Below are 21,454 nucleotides of genomic sequence, written 5' to 3'. Positions count from 1 at the left end.
TTGAATAAAACTATAAAACCTTTAATAAATTGCTATACTATTTAGCAAAGACGGGTAATCATTGGTATAATAAACAAAATGAATTCAACAGGAAAGGATGTTCTAGACTTGCATAAAGATGACATCTTAAAAGAATTAGAAGCAATTGTTCCAAAAGAAATTATTAAAATAGACGAACCATTAAAACGTTATACATATACTGAAACTGGTGGTCAGGCTGACTACTATTTATCACCTACCCAAAATGAACACGTCCAATCTATCGTTCACTATGCATATACAAATGATATTCCAGTCACTTATTTAGGCAATGGATCGAATATTATCATTCGTGAAGGTGGTATTAGAGGTATTGTAATTAGCTTACTCTCACTAGATTATATAGACGTTTCAGATGATGCTATTATTTCTGGTAGTGGTGCGGCGATTATCGATGTATCTCGTACTGCTAGAGACTATGCGCTAACTGGCTTAGAGTTTGCTTGTGGTATTCCAGGATCAATCGGTGGCGCTGTTTTTATGAATGCTCGGTGCATATGGCGGCGAAGTCAAAGATTGTATAGACTATGCACTGTGTGTAAATGATAAAGGTGAACTCATCACATTAACGAATAAAGATTTAGAGTTAGATTATCGCAATAGTATCGTTCAAAAAGAACATTTAGTCGTTCTTGAAGCGACATTCACTTTAATGCCTGGTGACAAACAAGCTATCCAAGAAAAAATGGATGATTTAACGGAAAGAAGAGAATCCAAGCAACCTTTAGAATATCCATCATGTGGTAGTGTATTCCAGCGTCCTCCGGGCCACTTTGCCGGTAAATTGATTCAAGATGCTGAATTACAAGGTCATCGTATTGGTGGCGTCGAAGTGTCTAAGAAGCATGCTGGTTTTATGGTAAATGTTGATAACGGAAGCGCAACAGACTATGAAGATCTAATCCACTATGTTCAAAAAGTAGTAAAAGAGCAATTTGATGTTGAGCTACATCGAGAAGTTAGAATTATTGGCGAACATCCAAACGATAATTAGGAGAATTGATTATGATTAACATATATGGTTCTACTGTAGACAATGAAGCACGTTGCACGCATTATCCAACACCATTAGACATCATCGCAATTAAATTTAAATGTTGCGGTAAATACTATCCATGCTATAAATGTCATAATGAACATGAATCACATGCAATAAAAAGATGGGATTCTAGTGAATTTAATGAAAAAGCAATTTTATGTGGTGTATGTAGACATGAAATGACAATCAATGAATATATGATGATTGAAGCCTGTCCTAAGTGCGATGGCCACTTTAATAATCGTTGTAAATATCATTACCATCTTTATTTTTCTATATAAACTTCATGGCTTATGCTTAATAAAGCATTGAAGAAGGTACGCATCCGTTAATCTAATGGATGCGTACCTTTTTTATATTAAAAATAGACTTGTACCGATTTTCAAGTATTTGCTTGCACTGGGCAAACGAATATGAAATAGCTTTGCGACTTGGCACTATGTACTTTATTTTAAAATTCTCATACTATTTTATTTGTTCTTCTACAAATTGTACAAAGGCTTTTGCATCACCTTTTTGTATTTGCTTCATGGGCATTGGTCCAATATTAAAAGTAAAATTTATTTTTTCACAATCGTAACTAATTTGTTCTACTTCTTTATAAGCAATACTTCTGTAATAAAACTCCCCATTCATATCAACATTTAAAATAATACGTTCGTTGGTTGCAATAAAAGCACCTTCAAATTCTGAAGAACCTTGGACTGAATATTCTATTGTTCCTAATACACTTGGCCCCTTTTTCTCCGTTGGAAATAAATCACTTGGATTTACATTATCTAAAATCATGTACTTCACTCCCCTTTGCTTTATTTCATTTCATTATAGAAGTTTTAAAAATGAATTTTTACTTACTTGCTCAATCTATCTTTAACATAACAAAGAACATGTTGGGACTAAAGTTCCAAGCCACCCCAAACTATCTTCTTGAAACATAAAAAGTCGACAAAGCCATAAGGCTTTGTCGACTTTCTGAAAGGAATTGTATCCCCCACGATTATCCTTTTTAAATATTATTTTTTAAGTGCTTTTTCTACTTCTTCAATTTGTTTAATTGATGTAGTTGTAGAACCACTTGCGAAGTACCAAAGTTTTGGATCTAACTCATAAACTTTGTCTTCTTTTATAGCATCTACATTTTTGATAACGTCGTTACCTAAAGCTTGTTCAGCTGTTGACTTACCGGCAATTGCTTGTCCACGGTCCATAGCAAAGATGATATTAGGATTTTTTTCTGCTATATACTCATTCGTTACGTTTTGACCGTGTTTACTACTCTTAATATTTTCATCTGCAGCTGTGAAGCCCATTGTATCAAAAATCATTGCACCGAATCGTTCTCCAGCACCGTATGTTGATAATTCACCTTCGTTAACTAATAAGAATAATGCTTTTTCATCTTTTAAGTCTTTTGTTTTTTCTTTGATGCCAGCAATTTTATCATCTAATTTTTTAGTAAGTGATTTTGCTTCGTCTTCTTTTTGGTAAATTTTACCTAATGTTTCAGTATTTTTCTTCATTGAATTCACTTGGTCTTTGTCGTCAGCGCCAACATATACAACTTTTGCATCTGGTGTTGCTTTTTTGAATTCATCTAGATTTTTTTGATTTGCTGTACGCCCAGAAATATAAATTACATCTGGTTTAGCTTCTGCAACTTTATCGAAATTAACTTCTTTTAGGCTTCCTGTGTTTAAGTATTTTTCATCTTTAAAATCGCTTAAGAAATCAGGTAGTGACTTAGCACCTTCACCTTTAGGGAGTGCTTTAACTTTATCTTCAAGTCCTAATTCTTTCAATGTATCTAATGTACCATAATCAAAAACAACTGCTTTTTCAGGGTTTGTAGGCACTTCTACTGTTTCTTTAACCGTTTTAGCATCACTGCCATCACGTTTTTCCCCACTAGCCTTATAATTATTTTCAACTTTTACAGTTTTATTTGAACCTTCACTTTCTGATTTTGCATCAGATGATTTTTTATCCTCTGATCCACCATTACTACATGCTACTAATAAAAACATTAAACCTACAACTAATAATAAAGATAATTTTTTCATGTTTCTTACGCCTCCTGATTTTCCTAATGATGTATTCCTTTTATGCCCTTAAAAAGTATAACCACGTTACAGTTGCATCACTCCCTTCAAATGTTACGAATGGAATTACATTGAGTATGCGAGCTCTAAATCTTGAGTTGCTGTGAGCTCATCGAAATACACACAAATGCGTTGACCGCGGATTTCTTCAATTCTTACATCCATGTCATATAAAGCTTTTAATGTATCTGTTTGAATAACCTCATCTTTTGTACTTGCTTTGACAACTTCACCGTCTTTTAACGCGATAATATCGTCTGAATAACATGAAGCGAAGTTAATATCATGAATCACAACGATTACAGTTTTATTTAAATCTTTTGCAAGTTGTCGTAATGTTTGCATAATTTGAACTGAATGTTTCATATCAAGATTGTTCAATGGTTCATCTAATAAGATATAATCTGTATTTTGCGCAATTGTCATGGCTACATATGCACGTTGACGTTGCCCACCAGATAATGTTTTTATATAGCGATTTCTAATCTCTTTAAGATGTAGTAATTCCAACGCATATTCAACTTGTTCTTTATCTTCTTGTTTGAGATGACCTTTAGAGTATGGAAATCGTCCAAAATTGACTAATTGCTCTACTGTAATATTGAGCTCTGTATGATTAGATTGTTTGAGAATCGATAATTTTTTAGCTAATTCATTACTTTTATAATCACTAATTGCTTTACCTTCGATTTCTATAGAACCATCTTCAAAGTCCATTAGGCGTGTAATTGCGGCTAACAATGTACTTTTTCAGCGCCATTTGGTCCAATCATAGAAGTTAGACGTCCTTTATTTATATCAACATTAATATCTTTTAAAATTTCTTTATCTTGAATATTTTTATTAAGCCCTTGTACACGTATCAATTCGCATGTCTCCTTTTTATTAATAAGTAAATGAAGTAACTTCCACCTACTAAATCAATAATTATACTTACTTGCGTCGTTGCTTGGAATAAATTCTCTACTACACCTTGTGCTATGAATAGACTTAACCAACTCATTAAAATCGTTGTTGGTAATATGTATTTATGTTCATATGTCTTCATCAATTCATGTGCTAAGTTAACAGTTAATAATCCTAAAAATGTAATTGGACCAACGAGTGCTGTCGAAATAGATACAAGCACTGAAACGAGTATGAGTAATAATCTCGTTAACGTTTTATAAGATATACCTAAATTGATCGCCTGATCTTTTCCTAATAAAAGTACATCTAAATATGGTATGGCCCGCATCGTAATCAATATGAGAATAACTAATATGACACCACACAGTGTGACTAATTTAGTATTAGATGCGTCAAAGTTTGCAAACATCGAGCTTTGTACAGCCAAGAAATCTTCTGGATTTATAATTAATTCTAAAAATCCAGTAATACTTCTGAAAAAGGTACCGAGTATAACCCCTACGAGTAGGATGAAATAAACAGAAACATCGCCAATTCTGAAGATACCTTGGAATAAAAGTAATGAAAATACAATCATCACGATTAATGAAATTGCAAAGCTTAGATACAAGTTAGTCACAAATACAGACTGCACACCAAATGCAAACACGATTAGAACCTTCACAAACATGTATACAGAGTCAAGCCCCATAATTGAAGGTGTTAGTAACCGGTTACTTGTAATCGCTTGGAATATCACTACTGAAGCTGCGATTGCGGCTCCGACTAATATCATCAGTATCAGTTTTCTTAATCGGCTAGAAAATTGATATTGGAAAATATCAAAATCAATACCTATCACAAGGTAAAGACCTGCAGCTACCACTGTTACTGCAAATAAAATGGATAGTTTTGTTTTAGCGCTAATTTGCATAGTTATGTCGTCCTTTCATCAGCAAGATTATAAAAATAATAGTGCCAAAAACACCAATTGTTAATCCGATATTGATTTCATATGGATACACAACAATTCTGCCGATTATATCTGAAAACATTACAAAAATAGCACCTAGCATTGCTGTATGTGGCAATGCGTTTTTTAAATGATCTCCTCTGAATATAGAAACGATATTTGGAACAATTAAACCTAAAAAAGGAAGTGTTCCAACTGTTACAACTACTAAAGCAGTAATTGCCGCAGTAATAAATAAACCGACGTTAATTATTTTTTCATAATTAACACCTAGATTATTACTAAAATCTTTCCCCATTCCGGCAATCGTAAATTGATTCGCAAATATATATGTAAGTACTAATAAAGGAATGCTTAAGTATAATATTTCATATCTCCCGCTTGTAATAATGGCAAAATTCCCATTCATCCAGTTTCCGATACTTTGCACCGCATTCGTTCTTAAGGCAATAAATGTAGCGAAACTAGAAACGATACCACCGAGCATAATCCCTAAGAGTGGGATAAAAATGACATCAGTAAATCGAATAAATTGTACTAATTTCACAAACAGGAAGGTGCCACCAATGCTTAGCGTGACTGCAAATACTAATTTAATAATGATATTCGCTTCTGGAAATAGTATTAGCGATATTAAAATACCTAACTTAGCCCACTCCATCGTTCCCGCAGTTGTTGGACTTACAAATTTATTTTGCATCATTTGTTGCATAATTAATCCTGCAAGTGCCAACGTGCTTCCAGAAATTAATATACTTACCGTTCTCGGTATCCTACTAGATACAATAATGTTTATTTGCTCTTTAGATAAGTGGAATATGTCTGTAATTGAAACATTACTAACGCCAATAAATAGAGAAAGGATAGTTAATAATAATAAAATGATAAATAGGACAATACCATTAAGTAAGAATTTCATAATGAGGTAACCTAATCCTTTCGATGTACAATGAATTCATAAACACTATTGGTTTTGATAATCATTATCAATAGTTATATTAAAATTTTAACATTTTTGGCGGTAAATTCAATAGCAATAGGCCATTTTAGTGAAAGTATTCGTAAATTAATTGAAAAATAACCCTTAAAATTACTTTCAACAAATAAAAAGCCACTAGATTATCCCTTCGGAAAATCTAGCGAGCACTTAAAATAGGAAGCATTGTTCCTAGTATTATCTTGTAGCATCATGTAATTGATACAGTCTCAAACAGACTCAATCAAATTACATAACTGCAACAAATTGTTTTTAATCTTCAAATATAAAGTCTTCATCTTTTAATGCTTCAACATTCAACGCTAATGTATAACCATCGCCTTTAACTGAGAAAAAGTCATGATTTTTCGTTGAAGTATCTAATGCATTTTCAATAATTGGGTTAAATTCTTTTTCTTCAAAGTATGAATCAAAGCCTAAGTTAGCTAATGCTTTATTACCATTATATCTAACATAATTTAGTACATCTTCTGCTATACCTACTTCATCGTATAGTGAATGTGTGTACGCTACTTCGTTTTTATACAAGTCATCTAATAACTTATACATATCTTGATCTGCTTGTTGTTTTTCACTTTCTGACAGTTCATTACGCATACTTTGTGCATCCATACCTGTAAATACACCGTGGATAGATTCATCTAATAAGATTTTACGTATAATCTCACCTGACGTTGTCATTCTTCCTTGTCCTGCAAGGTAAAGTGGATAATAGAAACCAGAATAGAATAAGAATGTTTCTAAAAATACACTTGATACACGTGCCATATATTGATCATATACAGACGCATCTTTGCCCCAAAGTTTGTGGTAATTATTTACAATTTTATCTGATTTATATTTTAAATGCGGTTCTTCTAAAACCCATTTATCTAATAAATAGTTCGTTTCACTGGAAGGTAGTAACGTTGTAAAGATATGTGAATAACTTTTAGCATGGACTTGTTCCATCATACCCATAAATGAGTAGACTGCTTTTTTACGTAAATCCGTTGTGTGTAACATGATGAGTGGCATACCGTCATCTGCTTGATGTGTATCCAATCCTGTTAAACCTGCTAAAGCTTTTTTGAAGGCGTTCTTTTCTGCGTCAGATAAAGTCTTCCAACTTGCAATGTCTTTTGATACTTTAAATTCTGTTTCTACCCACATTTGTGAAATATTTTGTCGCCAAAACATATTTGTCATGTCTTCTTGCGTATTCCAATTGACTGCTTTCATTTAGATAAATTCCCCTATCCAGTAAAAATTTAATTAAGCAGTGATTTACAGCCTAATCTATATAAAAGACTAGGTCTGCTTGTAAAAACCACTTTGCTTATCCGTTACTTAAAATCCTATATCGAACAACTTGTACATTCTTCAACGCTTAACAGTTTATTTCTAGTATAATATAACGATTTTAATCCTTTGTGATGTGCATAAACATATAGTCGAGACAATTCACGTGTAGATATTTCTGAATTAACATAAAGGATTGTAGAAATACCTTGGTCCACGTGTGTTTGAATCGTTGAGATTAAATCGATTAATTTCATTTGATCTGTATTAAATGCTGATTTATAGTACCACATTGTTTCTGGTGATAAGAAAGGCATAGGATAAAATGTTTCAGCATTACCATAAGTACGACGTTCAATTTGGTCGACGATTGGCATAACAGAGCTTGTCGCATTTTGTACATAAGAAATACTTTGTGTTGGCGCAATCGCTAAACGATATGCATGGAATAAACCATTTGCTTCAACTTCTTTTTGCAATGCTTTCCAATCTTCTGGAGATGGTATCTCTAAACCATCAAATAATTTGCGTACTTTTTCAAATTTCGCTTCGAATGTTTGTGAAGTATAGAATTCAAAGTATTTACCATTGGCATAATCTGATTTATCAAAGTCTTTGTATGTTTCTTGTCTCTCTTTAGCAATTTCCATTGAACGTTCAATAGAATAATAATTCATCATCATAAAGAAGATGTTCGCAAAGTCTTTTGCTTCTTCAGACTCATAGCCAATTTTATTTTTCGCTAAATAACCATGTAAGTTCATTACACCCAAACCAACTGAATGTAGTTCACTATTTGCTTTTCTTACACCTGGCGCGTTTTGAATATCAGCTTCATCACTTACAACAGTTAATGCATCCATACCAGTGTGTACTGAATTCTTGAATTTACCTGATTCCATTACGTTAACAATATTTAATGAACCTAAGTTACAAGAGATGTCACGGTTAATTTCATCTTCTGTACCATAATCATTAATGATTGAAGTTTCTTGTAATTGGAAAATTTCAGTACATAAGTTACTCATTTTAATTTGGCCGATATTTGAGTTTGCATGAACTTTATTAGCGTTATCTTTAAACATTAAATAAGGATAACCAGATTGTAATTGTGTCTGAGCAATTGTATTTAACATGTCACGTGCATCTTTTTTCTTTTTATCAATATTTGGATTTGCGACAAGTTCATCGTAGTATGCATCAAGATCAATATCATCTAATGTCACACCATACTCTTTATAAATTGTATGTGGTGCAAACATATGAAAATCTTTACCTTCTTTTGCTAAATCAAAGAATTTAGACGGCACAATTAAACCTGTTGATATTGTAGATAAACGCAAATCTTCATCAGCGTTTACTTTTTTCGTATCTAAAAACTCTTCAACGTCATAGTGGAAGATATTTAAATATACTGCGCCGAGCACCTGGGCGTTGACCTAATTGGTCTGCGTAACTAAAGCCACCTTCTAGTGATTTTGCAACAGGTAATACACCTTTTGCTACACCCTTGATACCTTTGATTGCTTCACCACGCGCACGTAATTTAGACAAGTTAATCGCAACACCGCCACCAATTTTACTTAATTGTTTGGCTGTAGAATCTATAAAGTTGATAGAGTTTAAACTATCGTCTGCCTCAAGTAAGAAACAAGATACAAGTTCTCCACGACGCGCACGTCCAGCGTTTAAAAATGTTGGTGTTGCAGGTTGATAACGCTGTTCAACCATTGCAGAAATAAACTGTTTAGCTGTGGCTTTGTGTCCATTTGCTAAATATAATGCAACGATTGCTACGTCTTGCTTGTAGTCTTCTAAATATTGACTTTTGTCATTCGTTTTCAATGCATAATCTTTGTAAAATTTACTTGCGGACATGTAACTCGCAAAACTAAATGGAATGCTTTTAGCATATTCAGTAATTTCTTCTAGATCTTCTACTGAATATTTTGCAAATACATCAAAATAGAAATCATTATCAACGAGATAGTGAAGACGTTCAAGTTCAGTATCAAAATAAATCGTCTTATCCTGTATCTCTTCTAGATAGACTGTTAATGCTTCTTGGTCTTTTTCCAAATCAAAAAAGCCATTCTCTTTACGTTTGGTAACTTCGTTATTTAATTCAATATGATTGTATTTCTTCTCGTCCATAATCTTCATTGAAATGTCCCACCTTATCTTTAAATTCGCTTATATCGTTCGTTGTGCCATGTAATTCAAATTTCATTAATAATGGAACATGATATCGTTCCGAAATAGATCGTCCAGCTTTTGCAAAATTTTGACCCCAGTTTCGGTTTCCGCTAGCCGCAACAGCTTGTAATAAGTCGTGATTAATATCTAAAAATGACTGAACAGGTGGCGGTACTTCGCCAAACCCTATTGTTCCAGTGACCAATATGAAAGGCTCTTCCATTCTTTCAGAACAATTATTTTGTGTAATTTCCATTACATTGGTAAGTTCAGTTCGCTTTATGAATCTACGCACATTGCCAGAAAATGAAAAATATACAACCTTCATCGGATCACCTACTTTCTAAAATATATTTATCTTATTATGATAAAATCATGTATTGTATTTAAATGCTTAAAGGCACTTTGAAAAATCAAAATAATTTAGTTTCTCGAACTAACCACAATATATAGTAATTTCAATATCTATATGTAGTTATGTAAAAACTCAATAATTAAGTATTAATGCTTAATTTGTCATATTTAAGTGCCTAAAAAAGTGTGATTTTACATAAATTTTGATTTATTATAAATAAATTGACCACGTACTAAAACACTATATATTGTGTTTTGTCTTGGTCATCAATACTATATTATGTGTTTCATTATACATAACTCAGAAGATTATTAAAAGGCTTTTATTTATGACAAAATGTTGAATAATCAATAGAAATGGCACCAATTCAACCTTAAAGTGATGTTCACTAATTAAAAAATATTTTTTTGTGATTTTAAGGTTTGATTATTTGCTTTTCATAAAAATCTTACAACGCTTGATGTGTCGTCTTTTAAACAAAATCATTTTATACATTGTACAAAACACAATGTATAAGCACCATATATTTCATTCTTATAAGTAAAAAAATCCCCTTAATAAACAGAACATTTGTTCGTGTTTACATCTTAATATATTTCCCTTCAATTTTCAACTATATATACATCTTCAGAGCATATATGCTAATATGAATACGTTAAAAATTAAAAATTGAGGCGATACATGTGAATCCTAAAGTTAAAGGTATCATTGCTATCTTAGTTTCAGCAGTTGGCTTTAGTTTTATGACTGTGTTCTTCCGATTAGCCGGTGACTTGCCTGTATTTCAAAAGTCTCTTGCTCGAAATTTAGTAGCAATGTTTATACCGCTATATTTTATTTTAAAATATAAACAACCCTTATTTGGTAAATTAAGTAGCCAACCTTTATTGATTTCTCGTTCTACATTAGGTTTGATTGGTGTGTTGCTTAATATCTACGCTATCGATCATATGCTTTTAAGTGATGCAGATACATTAATGAAGCTTAATCCATTTTGGACGATACTACTAAGTATTATCTTCTTAAATGAAAAAGTACGTAATTACCAATTTGTAGCTATGATTGTGGCCATTTTTGGTATGTTATTTGTTGTTAAACCCGAATTCTCCTCCACTATGATTCCTGCTTTGGGCGGATTATTCTCTGGTATTTTTGCGGCAAGTGCTTATACGTGTGTCAGAGCATTAAGTACACGTGAAGCACCTTATACAATTGTCTTTTATTTTTCATTCTTTTCCATAATAGTATTGATACCTTTTACAGTGTTTACATTTGAACCCATGACTATGATGCAAGTTGTTTATTTAATCGGTGCAGGATTAGCTGCTGCTGCAGGACAAATTGGTATAACACTGGCCTATAGTTACGCGCCAGCTAAAGATATTTCAATATTTACGTATGCATCTATTATATTTACTGCGGCGTTTGGCTTTATCTTATTTGGTGAAACACCAGATTCATTTGCTATCTTAGGCTATATCATTATTATAGGTGCCAGTTACTATATGTTTGAAAAAGCACGTCGACAACCACTTACAATTCAAAAGGAAGAACAAAAACCTAAACGCTAAAGGAGCGATATGCAATGACTGAAGGACGCAATAAAGAAGAATTAGAAGATATTACATTATTAGGTAATCAAAACAATAAATATGATTTTGATTATAGACCTGATGTTTTAGAATCATTTGATAACAAACACCCAGGTCGTGATTATTTTGTGAAATTCAATTGTCCAGAATTCACATCATTATGCCCTATTACTGGCCAACCTGATTTCGCAACGATTTATATTTCTTATATTCCTAATATTAAAATGGTAGAATCTAAATCGTTAAAGCTTTATTTATTTAGTTTTAGAAACCATGGCGACTTCCATGAAGACTGTATGAACATTATAATGAATGATCTGATTGATCTAATGGACCCACATTATATTGAAGTTTGGGGCAAATTCACGCCGCGTGGTGGTATTTCAATAGATCCATATACAAACTATGGCCGTCCTGATTCTAAATATGAAAAAATGGCAGAACATCGTTTAATGAATCATGACCTTTATCCAGAGAAAATAGATAATAGATAATAAAATACGATTCTTTATCTTCACCTCACCTACAATGATTGAATTTTTGGGACATCAATATATATCTACATCATTAAACCATCGACTAAATCACATGATTTAGTCGATGGTTTTTTATATGCTTTCACGGGTATAAATCACTAAATTTTAATATGATATTCTCACCCTATTTCCATACTTTTTAAATGTATAGTGTAAAATTTACTTACATTTGAATAATTCAGGGACACACTTGTTTTTTTATGAAAACAGTATAGAATAAATCCAACCATTTAAGGGGAGGGAAATTATGAAAAAAGTAAATCATAGTCACGAAGAAATCATGAAAAGTATTCCAAACAAAGGTTTCTTCGGACATCCAAAAGGACTAAGCACACTATTCTTGACTGAGTTTTGGGAGAGATTCAGTTATTATGGTATGAAAGCCATATTAATTTTCTATCTATATTATAGTGTTGCTGACGGTGGCTTCGGGCTTAGCCAAGCAGTTGCTATGCAAATTGTTGCTATTTACGGAACTTTAATTTATATGTCTGGTCTTATCGGCGGGTGGATTGCAGATCGGATTACTGGAACGCAAGATGCCGTCTTCTATGGTGGGTTCCTCATCATGTTTGGACATATCCTTTTATCCATTCCGGGTAATTTAACAGCGGCAATGATAGCTTTACTTCTAATTATCGCAGGTACAGGGTTATTAAAACCAAATATCTCTACTACCGTTGGTGAATTATACGAACGCAATGATCCAAGACGTGATGCAGCATTTACGTTATTTTACATGGGAATTAATTTAGGGGCTTTGCTTTCACCTTTAATTACTGGGCAATTGCAAACTAGAATTGGTTTCCACGCTGGTTTTTTAGCAGCGAGCAATTGGAATGTTTTTTGGTCTAATCGTTTTTGCACTCAAACGTAAAAAGAATTTAGGTTTAGTTGGTCGCAATGTGCCAATACCGTTAACAAGACCAGAAATCAAAAAATTCGTACTTATTACTGTTGGCGTTATCGTTTTATTCTTAATATATTTATGGATCTTACATTTAAACAATGCTCTAACATTAGGTAACTTTAGTTTCTTAATTACATTGTTAGGTATTGTATTACCGGTATACATATTCCTTAATATGATATTAAGTAAAAATATAACAAAAGATGAACGTTCACGTGTTTATAGTTACGTACCTTTATATATCACTTCCGTGGCTTTCTGGATGATTCAAGAACAAGGTTCAACGATACTTGCAACATTTGCAGATAAAAAAACACAATTAGAAATGTCTGAATTAACAAACGGCTTAATTGATTTTTCAATACCTGCAGACATGGGCGCAGTCATTAAATCCAATTTTCATTGTGCTCTTAGCACCAATTTTTGCAACACTTTGGATGAAATTAGGAAAGTACAACCCGCCTACCGTACATAAATTTGCTATCGGCACGATTATCGCGGGCTTCTCCTATTTAATTATGATTATTCCATTAGCTACAGGCAACGCGTTAATCAATCCATTATGGCTTGTACTAAGTTTCTTATTGATTACGATTGGTGAACTTTGTATCTCACCAGTAGGTTTATCTACAACTACTAAATTAGCACCAATAACGTTCACTGCACGTATGATGAGCCTATGGATGCTAAGTAATGCAACTGCACAAGGGCTTAACGCTCAACTTGTTGTTGTCTATACAAAGATCAATCAAAGTGACTACTTTATGTACTCAGGTCTTATCGCTGTAATCATTGGTATTCTATTACTTATGATTTCACCAAAAGTAAGACGTGCTATGAAAGGCGTTTACTAAACAATCAAAACTAAATACGATTTAAAAAAGTAGTGTCACTTCATTGTGCCACTACTTTTTTGTGTACATTATCAACAAAGACTAATTTTACTAAATGTTAATGCTTTAAAATTAAAATCAAATAAAATAACTTGCAAAAAATAACTGAATTTTCCGAATATTGTTATTGTGAGAATATTATTGAAATTTAGTTTTATTAGGAGTAAAATCTATTTTATACATTTTTTTATTGGGAGCAAGAAAGGACGGGAATTTTTTATGCAAAATCAGGACAAAACCCAAGACCAAGCCATCCAATCCATTCCACAAAAAGGATTTTTTGGACATCCTAAAGGTCTAGGGGTTTTATTTTTCGTTGAATTTTGGGAGAGGTTTAGTTATTACGGGATGCGCGCGTTACTTATCTTTTATATGTATTTCGCGATCAAAGACGGCGGCCTCGGTATGGACAAGGGTACTGCACAGTCAGTCATGGCTGTTTATGGTGCTTTAATCTATATGACTTCAGTACTTGGAGGTTGGATATCTGATAGAATCACTGGTACGCGTTCAGCCACATTTTACGGTGGCGTACTAATCATCATTGGTCATGTATTCTTAAGTTTACCATTAGATATTGTCGGTTTATTCATATCCATGTTCTTTATTATCGTGGGTTCAGGTTTAATGAAACCAAGTATTTCTAATATTGTAGGTAGACTATATCCTGAAAATGATACACGTATGGATGCTTGGATTCGTTATTTTCTATATGTCTGTAAATTTAGGTGGACTACTTTCACCATTAATATTAGATCAATTCGTTAAATCGGGCGATTTCCATGCTGGCTTTTTAATAGTCGCAGTAGGTATGGCATTAGGTTTAATTTGGTATATGATCTTCAATAAGAAAAATATTGGCGATGTAGGAACGAAACCTACGAATCCTTTAAATCAAAGTGAGAAAAAGAAATACGGTCTAATATTTGCAGCTGCGGCCGTAGTTATTGCGGCGGTATTAATCATCACTGGATTAACTGGAACACTTTCATTTAACATTGTAAGTACTACTGTATTGATACTTGGGGTTGCGTTACCTATCATTTACTTTACAATTATGATTCGCAGTAAAGAAGTTACATCCGATGAACGTTCACGTGTCATTGCCTTTATTCCCCTATTTATTTTAGGTGTAGTTTTCTGGTCAATTCAAGAACAAGGTGCAAATGTGCTAAACATTTTCGCGCTTGAAAGTAGTGATATGTCATTAAATCTATTTGGATGGACAACAGATTTTGGACCAACTTGGTTCCAATCTATTAACCCTCTATTCATCGTATTACTTGCACCAGTAATTTCAATTATCTGGGCTAAAATGGCAAGACGTCAGCCAAGTTTAGCTACGAAATTTGTCTTAGGTGCATTTTTAGCAGGTGCTTCTTACATAATGATTGGCTTAATTGGCATTTCATCGGGTGGTGCAATGATAAGTGTAAACTGGATTATCTTGTCATATGTTATTTGCGTTATTGGTGAATTATGTTTATCACCTACTGGTAATAGTGCGGCAGTAAAACTTGCACCTAAAGCCTTCAACACGCAAATGATGAGTTTATGGTTACTAACAAACGCCTGTGCTCAAGCCATTAACGGTACTTTAGTCAAACTTATCGAACCACTTGGCTATAAAAATTATTTCCTATTCCTAGGAGTAATTGCAATTGTAGTCAGCCTAATCATCCTTGCCTTTGTACCAAAAATCGTCAAGGGTATGCGTGGTATTAAATAATAGTTTAATGATATAAAAGCATGCACAGTAGCTGTCTCATATCTAGTCAGCCCTATGAGAGCGGGAATACGAAATCAAATTTCAAATTTTGATTTCTCTCCCGTTCTCTTTTTTATTTATTTTTTTGAAAATCGGGTAAACTTAATAAGTAAATCAAAATTCTAAGAAATATGGTGAATAAATTGACTCAATCAAAATTTAAACACGGCGTATTATTTTACCATGAACACTCAGGTATAAAAGATATTTATAGAGGTCTCGGAGACGTTGCCTCATCACTTACAACATTTTGTAAGCATCTCTCTATCCAATTAAGTGAAAATGAAGGAGACATTATTACTTATTGTAAAAAAATAAAAGAACAAAGTTATAGTGATGATGTAGATATTATCTTTATTTTAGGTGGGGACGGTACGGTAAATGAACTCGTTAATGGCATGATGCAAAGTCAGTTAGATATTCCAATCGGTATTATACCTGGCGGGACTTTTAATGATTTTGTAAAAACATTAAATTTACACCCACGTCATAAAGTAGCAAGTGAACAACTTAAGGAAGCAGAACTAAGATCTTATGATGTTATGAAAGTAAATGATGAATATGCTTTAAACTTTGTAGGCATGGGGCTTATTGTACAAAATGCCGAGAACGTACAAGAAGGTAACAAAGATGTCTTTGGTAAATTAAGTTACGTTGGTTCTACAGTAAAAACTTTACTTAACCCAGAACACTTTGACTATAAACTAACTGTCGATGAGAAGGAAATTGAAGGTAATACCACAATGCTTGTAGTAGCGAATGGACCCTTCATAGGTGGTAGTCGTATACCTTTAACCGACTTATCTCCTAATGATGGTTATTTAAATACGTTTATCTTCACAGAAGAAAGAACAAGTGTCTTAAACGATGTGTTTAAACAACGTGACAGCATGAATTGGAATAATATGACGGATGGTATTAAACATGTATTAGCGAAGAAAATCACCATCGCTACGGACCCACAGATGAAAGTTGACATTGATGGTGAAGTTGACTTAAAAACGCCGCTTCAAATCGAAGTTGTGCCAAATGCTATTCAAATACTGACACTTCCAGAACATAAACAAGTGAACGATACTGAATCAGAGTAATTAAGCTTTAACACGATGATTTAAATTATAAACAATCACGTAGTTCCAAAAATCGTTATATTTTAAATAGAAAAGCATCAATCTATTAGTTTATAATAGATTGATGCTTTTAATTTGAGAATGGGATATTTCTGCCCCACTCCCTTCTTTTTAAACAAGCGTATTGTTGCTATATATTTGTATCTCAAACTCATATCTCAAACACTTGAAAGATTAAATATTGTACTCACTATCTCCTAGGAAATAATTCTCAACATCTTTCCAATTATTCACACGATCAAATCTGTCATCGTTGATATTGTGCGTTGCAGTATACATAATCGGCGTACCAGTAAAGATGCTTAACTGTCTAGGGTTATCATCGATTAAATAATCCGCTTTAACAATGTCTTTTCGACCACAAAATACAAAATGCTGAGGGTCTAAAAATGGGAAGAAGTGTCTTAACCAATCATATTTATCATGGAATGAAGTCGGTACATCCATTGCCGCAGTTGCAATATATACATCATAATGTTCAGTTAGTTTTTTAACGACATCTTGTGCATCATCCATAACTTGTAATCTTCTGAAAAAGCCAGGTTCCCTTAAAATTTCTGTTAGTAGACCATCATGCTCAGGCATTGCATGTCTCAACTTTATTCCATCTAACATTTCATATGTAATTCCTAAATCCGTACGTTTATTCACGTCTTCAAGCAATGCACCTACTGTATCGGCAAGTACCTCATCCATATCAATAGCAATCGATTTTCTCGTCATCTACTACTCTACTCCCTTTTCAATAGCTTCCATCTTTATTATATATAGGCAAAGTTCTATGTGACAAGTGACTACATATAACTCCTATTTTCACTTCTAAGTATAGCAAATAACGTTCAACTAAACCAAAATTGTACTTATAAATATAATTCAAATCATGTTTAATGCTATCTACATCATACTTCACAGCACCTTAATGAATCGTGTTATTATATTTAAAATTCCATACACATTTTAGTATCGTTGAACGTCAACATCATTCATTATGATTAAAAGTCAAAACTTTTAAGTACTTCGATCATTTTATCATTTTGCTCTGGAAAGCCTATTGTCACTCGAATACCTTTAGGAAATGCTCTTGTAATACAGCCAACATTTAAAAATGCTTCATATAAATCATGTGGTTTGTCTGTATTGATATAGACAAAGTTTGTTTGGCTTGGATAAAATTTATCACTTACAGCTAATTCAAAGAATTTGGCTCTCTCTTGCGCGTTACGTTCGCGAATAGATGCTAAGTATGCTTGGTCTTCTAATGCCGCCAACGCTGCATATTCAGATAAACGTCCTACATTAAAAGGTGGACGTATAATATTCCATTTTTCAATCGCTTCTTTAGCCGCAACTACATAACCAATACGCATACCTGCTAAACCATAGGCTTTAGAGAATGTACGTAATAAAAACGCATTTGTAAATTGTTCTTGTAAAGCTAATGTATCAGGGAAATCTTCCGCCGTTACAAATTCCACATAGGCTTCATCTATAATTACTGGAACATGACTTGGAACTCGTGTTAAGAAGTGTTGTAATTCTTCATGCGTAAAATAAGTGCCTGTGGGATTATTTGGATTACATAACCATACGAGTTTCGTATCATCGTCAATCTCTGCTAAAATACCTTCTAAATCAAAACATCCATCTTGCATAGGTACTTGAGCTACATTTGCAGCTTCTACGGTTGCATTATGATAATATTGTCCAAATGTCATTTCGCTTGTTACTATTTTATCTCCAGGAGTGAGTACCGCACGTGAAATCATTAAAATGACTTCGTCTAGGCCTGCCCCGAATAAAATGCGTGATGCATCAACATTTAAGTGCTTACTGATTGCTTCTTTGATTAATGGAGAACCGGTCTCAGGATAAAATTGCAATTCATCTAAATGTGCTTGAATCGCCTCGTTAACTTTTGGTGATGGACCATATAAATTTTCATTTGAAGCTAATTTATATAATTCACCTTCAATCCCGTAACTTTCTTTCAATGCTCTAGGCGATAAACCTGGTTCATATGCTGATAATTGTTCAATTTGCTTTTTCATTGTTGCTTCGGGCCTCCTTAAATTTACAGAAATTTCAAAACTTAATAACTATTATAAACCCAATAATAGCTTAAAATCAATGTGTCCTCATCAAACAGTTTGATTTGTAAACAGTAAAAAAACGAGTTCAGATAAATTAAGCGCGTGTTATTCCTATCGCTCATCATCCGAACCCGTAATAAAAGAGATAATGTTTAATCTATTAAATGATGCTTTTCTAGATATGCTTTTGCAACTTCATATGGGTCTTCTTTCTTCACAGTCACATCGTAGTTCATTTGTTGCATTTCTTCATCTGAAATTTTACCTGCTAATTTATTTAACGGTGCTTTAATTTCAGGATGTTCTTCTAAATAAGATGCTTTAAACATAGGCGCACCTTGATATGGCGGAAAGACATCTTTATCATCCTCTAGAACGACCATATCATATTGTTTTAATTCTGCATCTGTTGAATATGCATCTATTAAATTGATATCGCCACTTTCAATTGCTTGATAACGTAATTTAGGTTCCATCGTTTTAACATCCCCCAAATCAAGGTCATATGCTTTTTTCACAGCCGGATAGCCATCTTCACGATCATTAAATTCTAATGTAAAGCCAGGCTTGATTTTACCACTGACTTTATTTAAATCACCAATTGTTTTAATATCATACTCTTCTGCAAAGTCTCTTTTCACTGCTAAGGCATACGTATTATTGTATTCCATTGGTTTTAACATCGTCATATCAAATTTATTTTCTAAACTCGATTTAGCTTGCTCATATACTTTGTCTTCTTGCTTAGACTTTAAATCTTCTTTCGTTAATTCACCGAGCACTGTCCCTGTAAACTCGAGATAACCATCTATATCATCTGATTTTAGGGCGTTAAATAAGAAAGCTGTTTTACCCAATCCATCTTCAACTTCAACAGTATGATCCGTTTCTTCTTCAATTAAAATCTTATACATATTGGTAATCACTGAAGGCTCTGAACCAAGCTTACCTGCTAAGGTCACTTTATCTCCTTTTTGTGCTAACATCGGACCGACTATAAACAATAATAAGATCAGTACGATGGCACCTAATGCAATCAGTAACTTTTTGTATGACATTTTTTGCATAAAGCGTAAGGCTAAATCAAATAAAATTGCGAGCAAGGCCGCTGGAATGGCACCAATAAGTATTAATGACGTATCATTTCTATCGATACCTAATAATATAAGGTCACCTAAACCACCTGCACCAATTAAAGCTGCCAATGTTGCCGTACCAATGATTAATACCATAGCTGTGCGAATACCCGCCATAATTACCGGCATCGCAATTGGCAATTCTACTTTACTCAAACGGCGTCCTGGTTTCATACCTATACCTTTTGTCGCTTCTATTAACGAAGCATCAACTTCGTTAATACCCGTGTATGTATTTCTTAAAATAGGTAATAATGCATAGACCACTAAAGCAATCACTGCAGGTACCTTACCTATACCAAATAGTGGTATCATCAAACCGAGTAATGCAAGTGATGGTATCGTTTGAAGTATTGCGGCAATATTCATCACTACTTCAGAAAGTTTACGTGTTTTTGTAAGTAGAATGCCTAAGGGAACGCCAATTAATGTCGCTATTAATAAAGCAATAAAAGATATTTGCATATGTTCGAAAATGGTTGTTAATAATTGACCTTTGCGCTCTACAATAGTGTTAATGAATTCATTCATCCATTATGACCTCCTTTGCCTTCTGACAAAACTTTAAATATATCTTCTCGTTTTAGTACATGTTGTGTAGAAGTCGCTTCATCATCGACAATAATGCCTTCATGGTCAATTAAATGCTCATAAATATCACGTACAAAATAATCACTTTGAAGGACAGGATAACTTTCATGAGGCGTCTCTAATTTATTGTCCGGTAAATTACTAACCAGTTCAGATAATTTCATATCATTAACCGTGCGTTTTACTTTATCTCCCATAAACTGCTTCACAAAGTCGTTTTTAGGATTTTTAATAAAACCTTCTGGTGTATCAATTTGTTCAACTCGTCCCTCATTTAATAAACATATACGATCACCAAGTTTCATTGCTTCTTGAATATCATGCGTTACAAAAATAATCGTCTTTTTAATTTTTTGTTGTAATTCTATCAAATCATCTTGTAACTTTTCACGACTAATCGGATCTAGCGCACTGTATGGCTCATCCATTAATATCACTGGTGGATCGGCGGCTAATGCACGCACCACGCCTACACGTTGCTCGCTGTCCCCCTGACAACTCATCTGGTTTACGATTTTTATATAATTCAGGTTCTAAACCGACCATATCCAATAATTCATCCACACGTTGGTTAATATCTTTTTCTTTCCATTTTTTCATTTGTGGCACTTGTGCAATATTCTCTTTGATTGTCATATGTGGGAAAAGTGCGATTTGTTGCAATACATAACCAATATCCCAACGCATTTCATAAATAGAATAATCACTAATTGGTTTATCATTAAAATAAATATACCCTTCAGATAAAGAAATTAAGCGATTGATCATTTTTAAGGTCGTTGTTTTGCCACAACCTGAAGGCCCAATTAACACAAAAAATTCGCCTTTTTTTATATTAAAACTGATGTCATCGACTGCAGTTTTATCTCCATATTTTTTTACTACATTTTTAAATTCTATCACTTTGTCACCTTCACTTTACTGTCCTCTATTTTTAAAAT

Annotated in this window: 13 protein-coding genes and 6 pseudogenes; 7 read left to right on the top strand and 12 right to left on the bottom strand. The window is 33.3% G+C overall.

From position 1 onward, the window contains the following. Positions 1-108: 108 nt before the first annotated feature. Both murB and ABLV95_RS01480 read left to right on the top strand, forming a co-directional pair. A pseudogene (gene murB / locus ABLV95_RS01485) lies at positions 109-1,033 on the top strand (UDP-N-acetylmuramate dehydrogenase). 11 nt (positions 1,034-1,044) lie between these two features. Beyond that, complete coding sequence (locus ABLV95_RS01480) at positions 1,045-1,359, top strand: CHY zinc finger protein (protein WP_069817886.1); 315 nt, start codon at positions 1,045-1,047, stop codon at positions 1,357-1,359. A 184-nt stretch (positions 1,360-1,543) separates the two neighbouring features. Here the strand turns inward: ABLV95_RS01480 and ABLV95_RS01475 are convergent, their stop codons facing one another. The 8 genes and pseudogenes from ABLV95_RS01475 to nrdI all read right to left on the bottom strand — a co-directional run bounded on the left by ABLV95_RS01475 (position 1,544) and on the right by nrdI (position 9,840). After that, positions 1,544-1,867: a PH domain-containing protein gene (locus ABLV95_RS01475; protein WP_427705257.1), complete on the bottom strand. Its 324-nt coding sequence runs from the start codon at positions 1,865-1,867 to the stop codon at positions 1,544-1,546. A 224-nt stretch (positions 1,868-2,091) separates the two neighbouring features. Further along, positions 2,092-3,138: a ferrated catecholamine ABC transporter substrate-binding lipoprotein SstD gene (locus tag ABLV95_RS01470; RefSeq protein ID WP_460876200.1), complete on the bottom strand. Its 1,047-nt coding sequence runs from the start codon at positions 3,136-3,138 to the stop codon at positions 2,092-2,094. A 105-nt stretch (positions 3,139-3,243) separates the two neighbouring features. Continuing rightward, positions 3,244-4,043, bottom strand: a pseudogene (locus tag ABLV95_RS01465) (ABC transporter ATP-binding protein). Continuing rightward, positions 4,040-4,999: an iron chelate uptake ABC transporter family permease subunit gene (locus tag ABLV95_RS01460; RefSeq protein WP_460876198.1), complete on the bottom strand. Its 960-nt coding sequence runs from the start codon at positions 4,997-4,999 to the stop codon at positions 4,040-4,042. The pseudogene ABLV95_RS01465 and the gene ABLV95_RS01460 overlap by 4 nt, the downstream one beginning before the upstream one ends. Further along, the gene (locus tag ABLV95_RS01455; protein ID WP_427705267.1) at positions 4,989-5,957 is read right to left on the bottom strand and encodes an ABC transporter permease; all 969 of its coding nucleotides are present in this window, start codon (positions 5,955-5,957) and stop codon (positions 4,989-4,991) included. Before ABLV95_RS01455 ends, ABLV95_RS01460 begins: the two co-directional genes overlap by 11 nt. Before the next feature lie 330 nt (positions 5,958-6,287). Continuing rightward, positions 6,288-7,256, bottom strand: a complete 969-nt coding sequence (gene nrdF, locus ABLV95_RS01450) for a class 1b ribonucleoside-diphosphate reductase subunit beta (protein ID WP_069817880.1) — start codon at positions 7,254-7,256, stop codon at positions 6,288-6,290. 116 nt (positions 7,257-7,372) lie between these two features. After that, positions 7,373-9,479, bottom strand: a pseudogene (gene nrdE, locus ABLV95_RS01445) (class 1b ribonucleoside-diphosphate reductase subunit alpha). Further along, entirely contained in the window at positions 9,442-9,840 is a 399-nt protein-coding gene (gene nrdI / locus ABLV95_RS01440; protein WP_069817878.1) for a class Ib ribonucleoside-diphosphate reductase assembly flavoprotein NrdI, read from the bottom strand. The pseudogene nrdE and the gene nrdI overlap by 38 nt, the downstream one beginning before the upstream one ends. A gap of 710 nt (positions 9,841-10,550) precedes the next feature. On the opposite strand from nrdI, the gene ABLV95_RS01435 reads away from it, so the two are divergent. The 5 genes and pseudogenes from ABLV95_RS01435 to ABLV95_RS01415 all read left to right on the top strand — a co-directional run bounded on the left by ABLV95_RS01435 (position 10,551) and on the right by ABLV95_RS01415 (position 16,657). Then, positions 10,551-11,438 (top strand): DMT family transporter, encoded by an 888-nt coding sequence (locus ABLV95_RS01435; RefSeq protein WP_069833320.1) that lies wholly within the window; start codon positions 10,551-10,553, stop codon positions 11,436-11,438. A gap of 14 nt (positions 11,439-11,452) precedes the next feature. Then, on the top strand, positions 11,453-11,953 hold the full coding sequence (gene queF / locus ABLV95_RS01430; protein ID WP_002508304.1) for a preQ(1) synthase: 501 nt from the start codon (positions 11,453-11,455) through the stop codon (positions 11,951-11,953). 289 nt (positions 11,954-12,242) lie between these two features. Further along, positions 12,243-13,759, top strand: a pseudogene (locus ABLV95_RS01425) (peptide MFS transporter). 369 nt (positions 13,760-14,128) lie between these two features. Further along, positions 14,129-15,527 (top strand): annotated as a pseudogene (locus ABLV95_RS01420) (peptide MFS transporter); the annotation flags it as partial. A 182-nt stretch (positions 15,528-15,709) separates the two neighbouring features. Continuing rightward, a complete protein-coding gene (locus tag ABLV95_RS01415) occupies positions 15,710-16,657 on the top strand; it encodes a diacylglycerol/lipid kinase family protein (RefSeq protein WP_081325331.1) in 948 nt (315 codons plus the stop codon). Between the two features lie 213 nt (positions 16,658-16,870). On the opposite strand, the gene ABLV95_RS01410 is transcribed toward ABLV95_RS01415, so the two are convergent. The 4 genes and pseudogenes from ABLV95_RS01410 to ABLV95_RS01395 all read right to left on the bottom strand — a co-directional run bounded on the left by ABLV95_RS01410 (position 16,871) and on the right by ABLV95_RS01395 (position 21,416). Then, positions 16,871-17,419, bottom strand: a complete 549-nt coding sequence (locus ABLV95_RS01410; RefSeq protein ID WP_069833315.1) for a 5' nucleotidase, NT5C type — start codon at positions 17,417-17,419, stop codon at positions 16,871-16,873. A gap of 269 nt (positions 17,420-17,688) precedes the next feature. After that, a complete protein-coding gene (gene hisC / locus ABLV95_RS01405; protein ID WP_069833314.1) occupies positions 17,689-18,744 on the bottom strand; it encodes a histidinol-phosphate transaminase in 1,056 nt (351 codons plus the stop codon). A gap of 194 nt (positions 18,745-18,938) precedes the next feature. After that, positions 18,939-20,453 (bottom strand): ABC transporter permease/substrate-binding protein, encoded by a 1,515-nt coding sequence (locus ABLV95_RS01400; RefSeq protein ID WP_460876194.1) that lies wholly within the window; start codon positions 20,451-20,453, stop codon positions 18,939-18,941. Next, positions 20,450-21,416: pseudogene (locus ABLV95_RS01395) on the bottom strand (ABC transporter ATP-binding protein). The gene ABLV95_RS01400 and the pseudogene ABLV95_RS01395 overlap by 4 nt, the downstream one beginning before the upstream one ends. Positions 21,417-21,454 lie beyond the last annotated feature (38 nt).

Origin of the sequence: Staphylococcus sp. Mo2-1 (genome assembly GCF_046721385.1) — a bacterium.
Lineage (GTDB): Bacteria > Bacillota > Bacilli > Staphylococcales > Staphylococcaceae > Staphylococcus > Staphylococcus equorum_A.
Note: the sequence above shows the minus strand (reverse complement) of the source record. Positions and strands in the feature narration are given on the sequence as shown.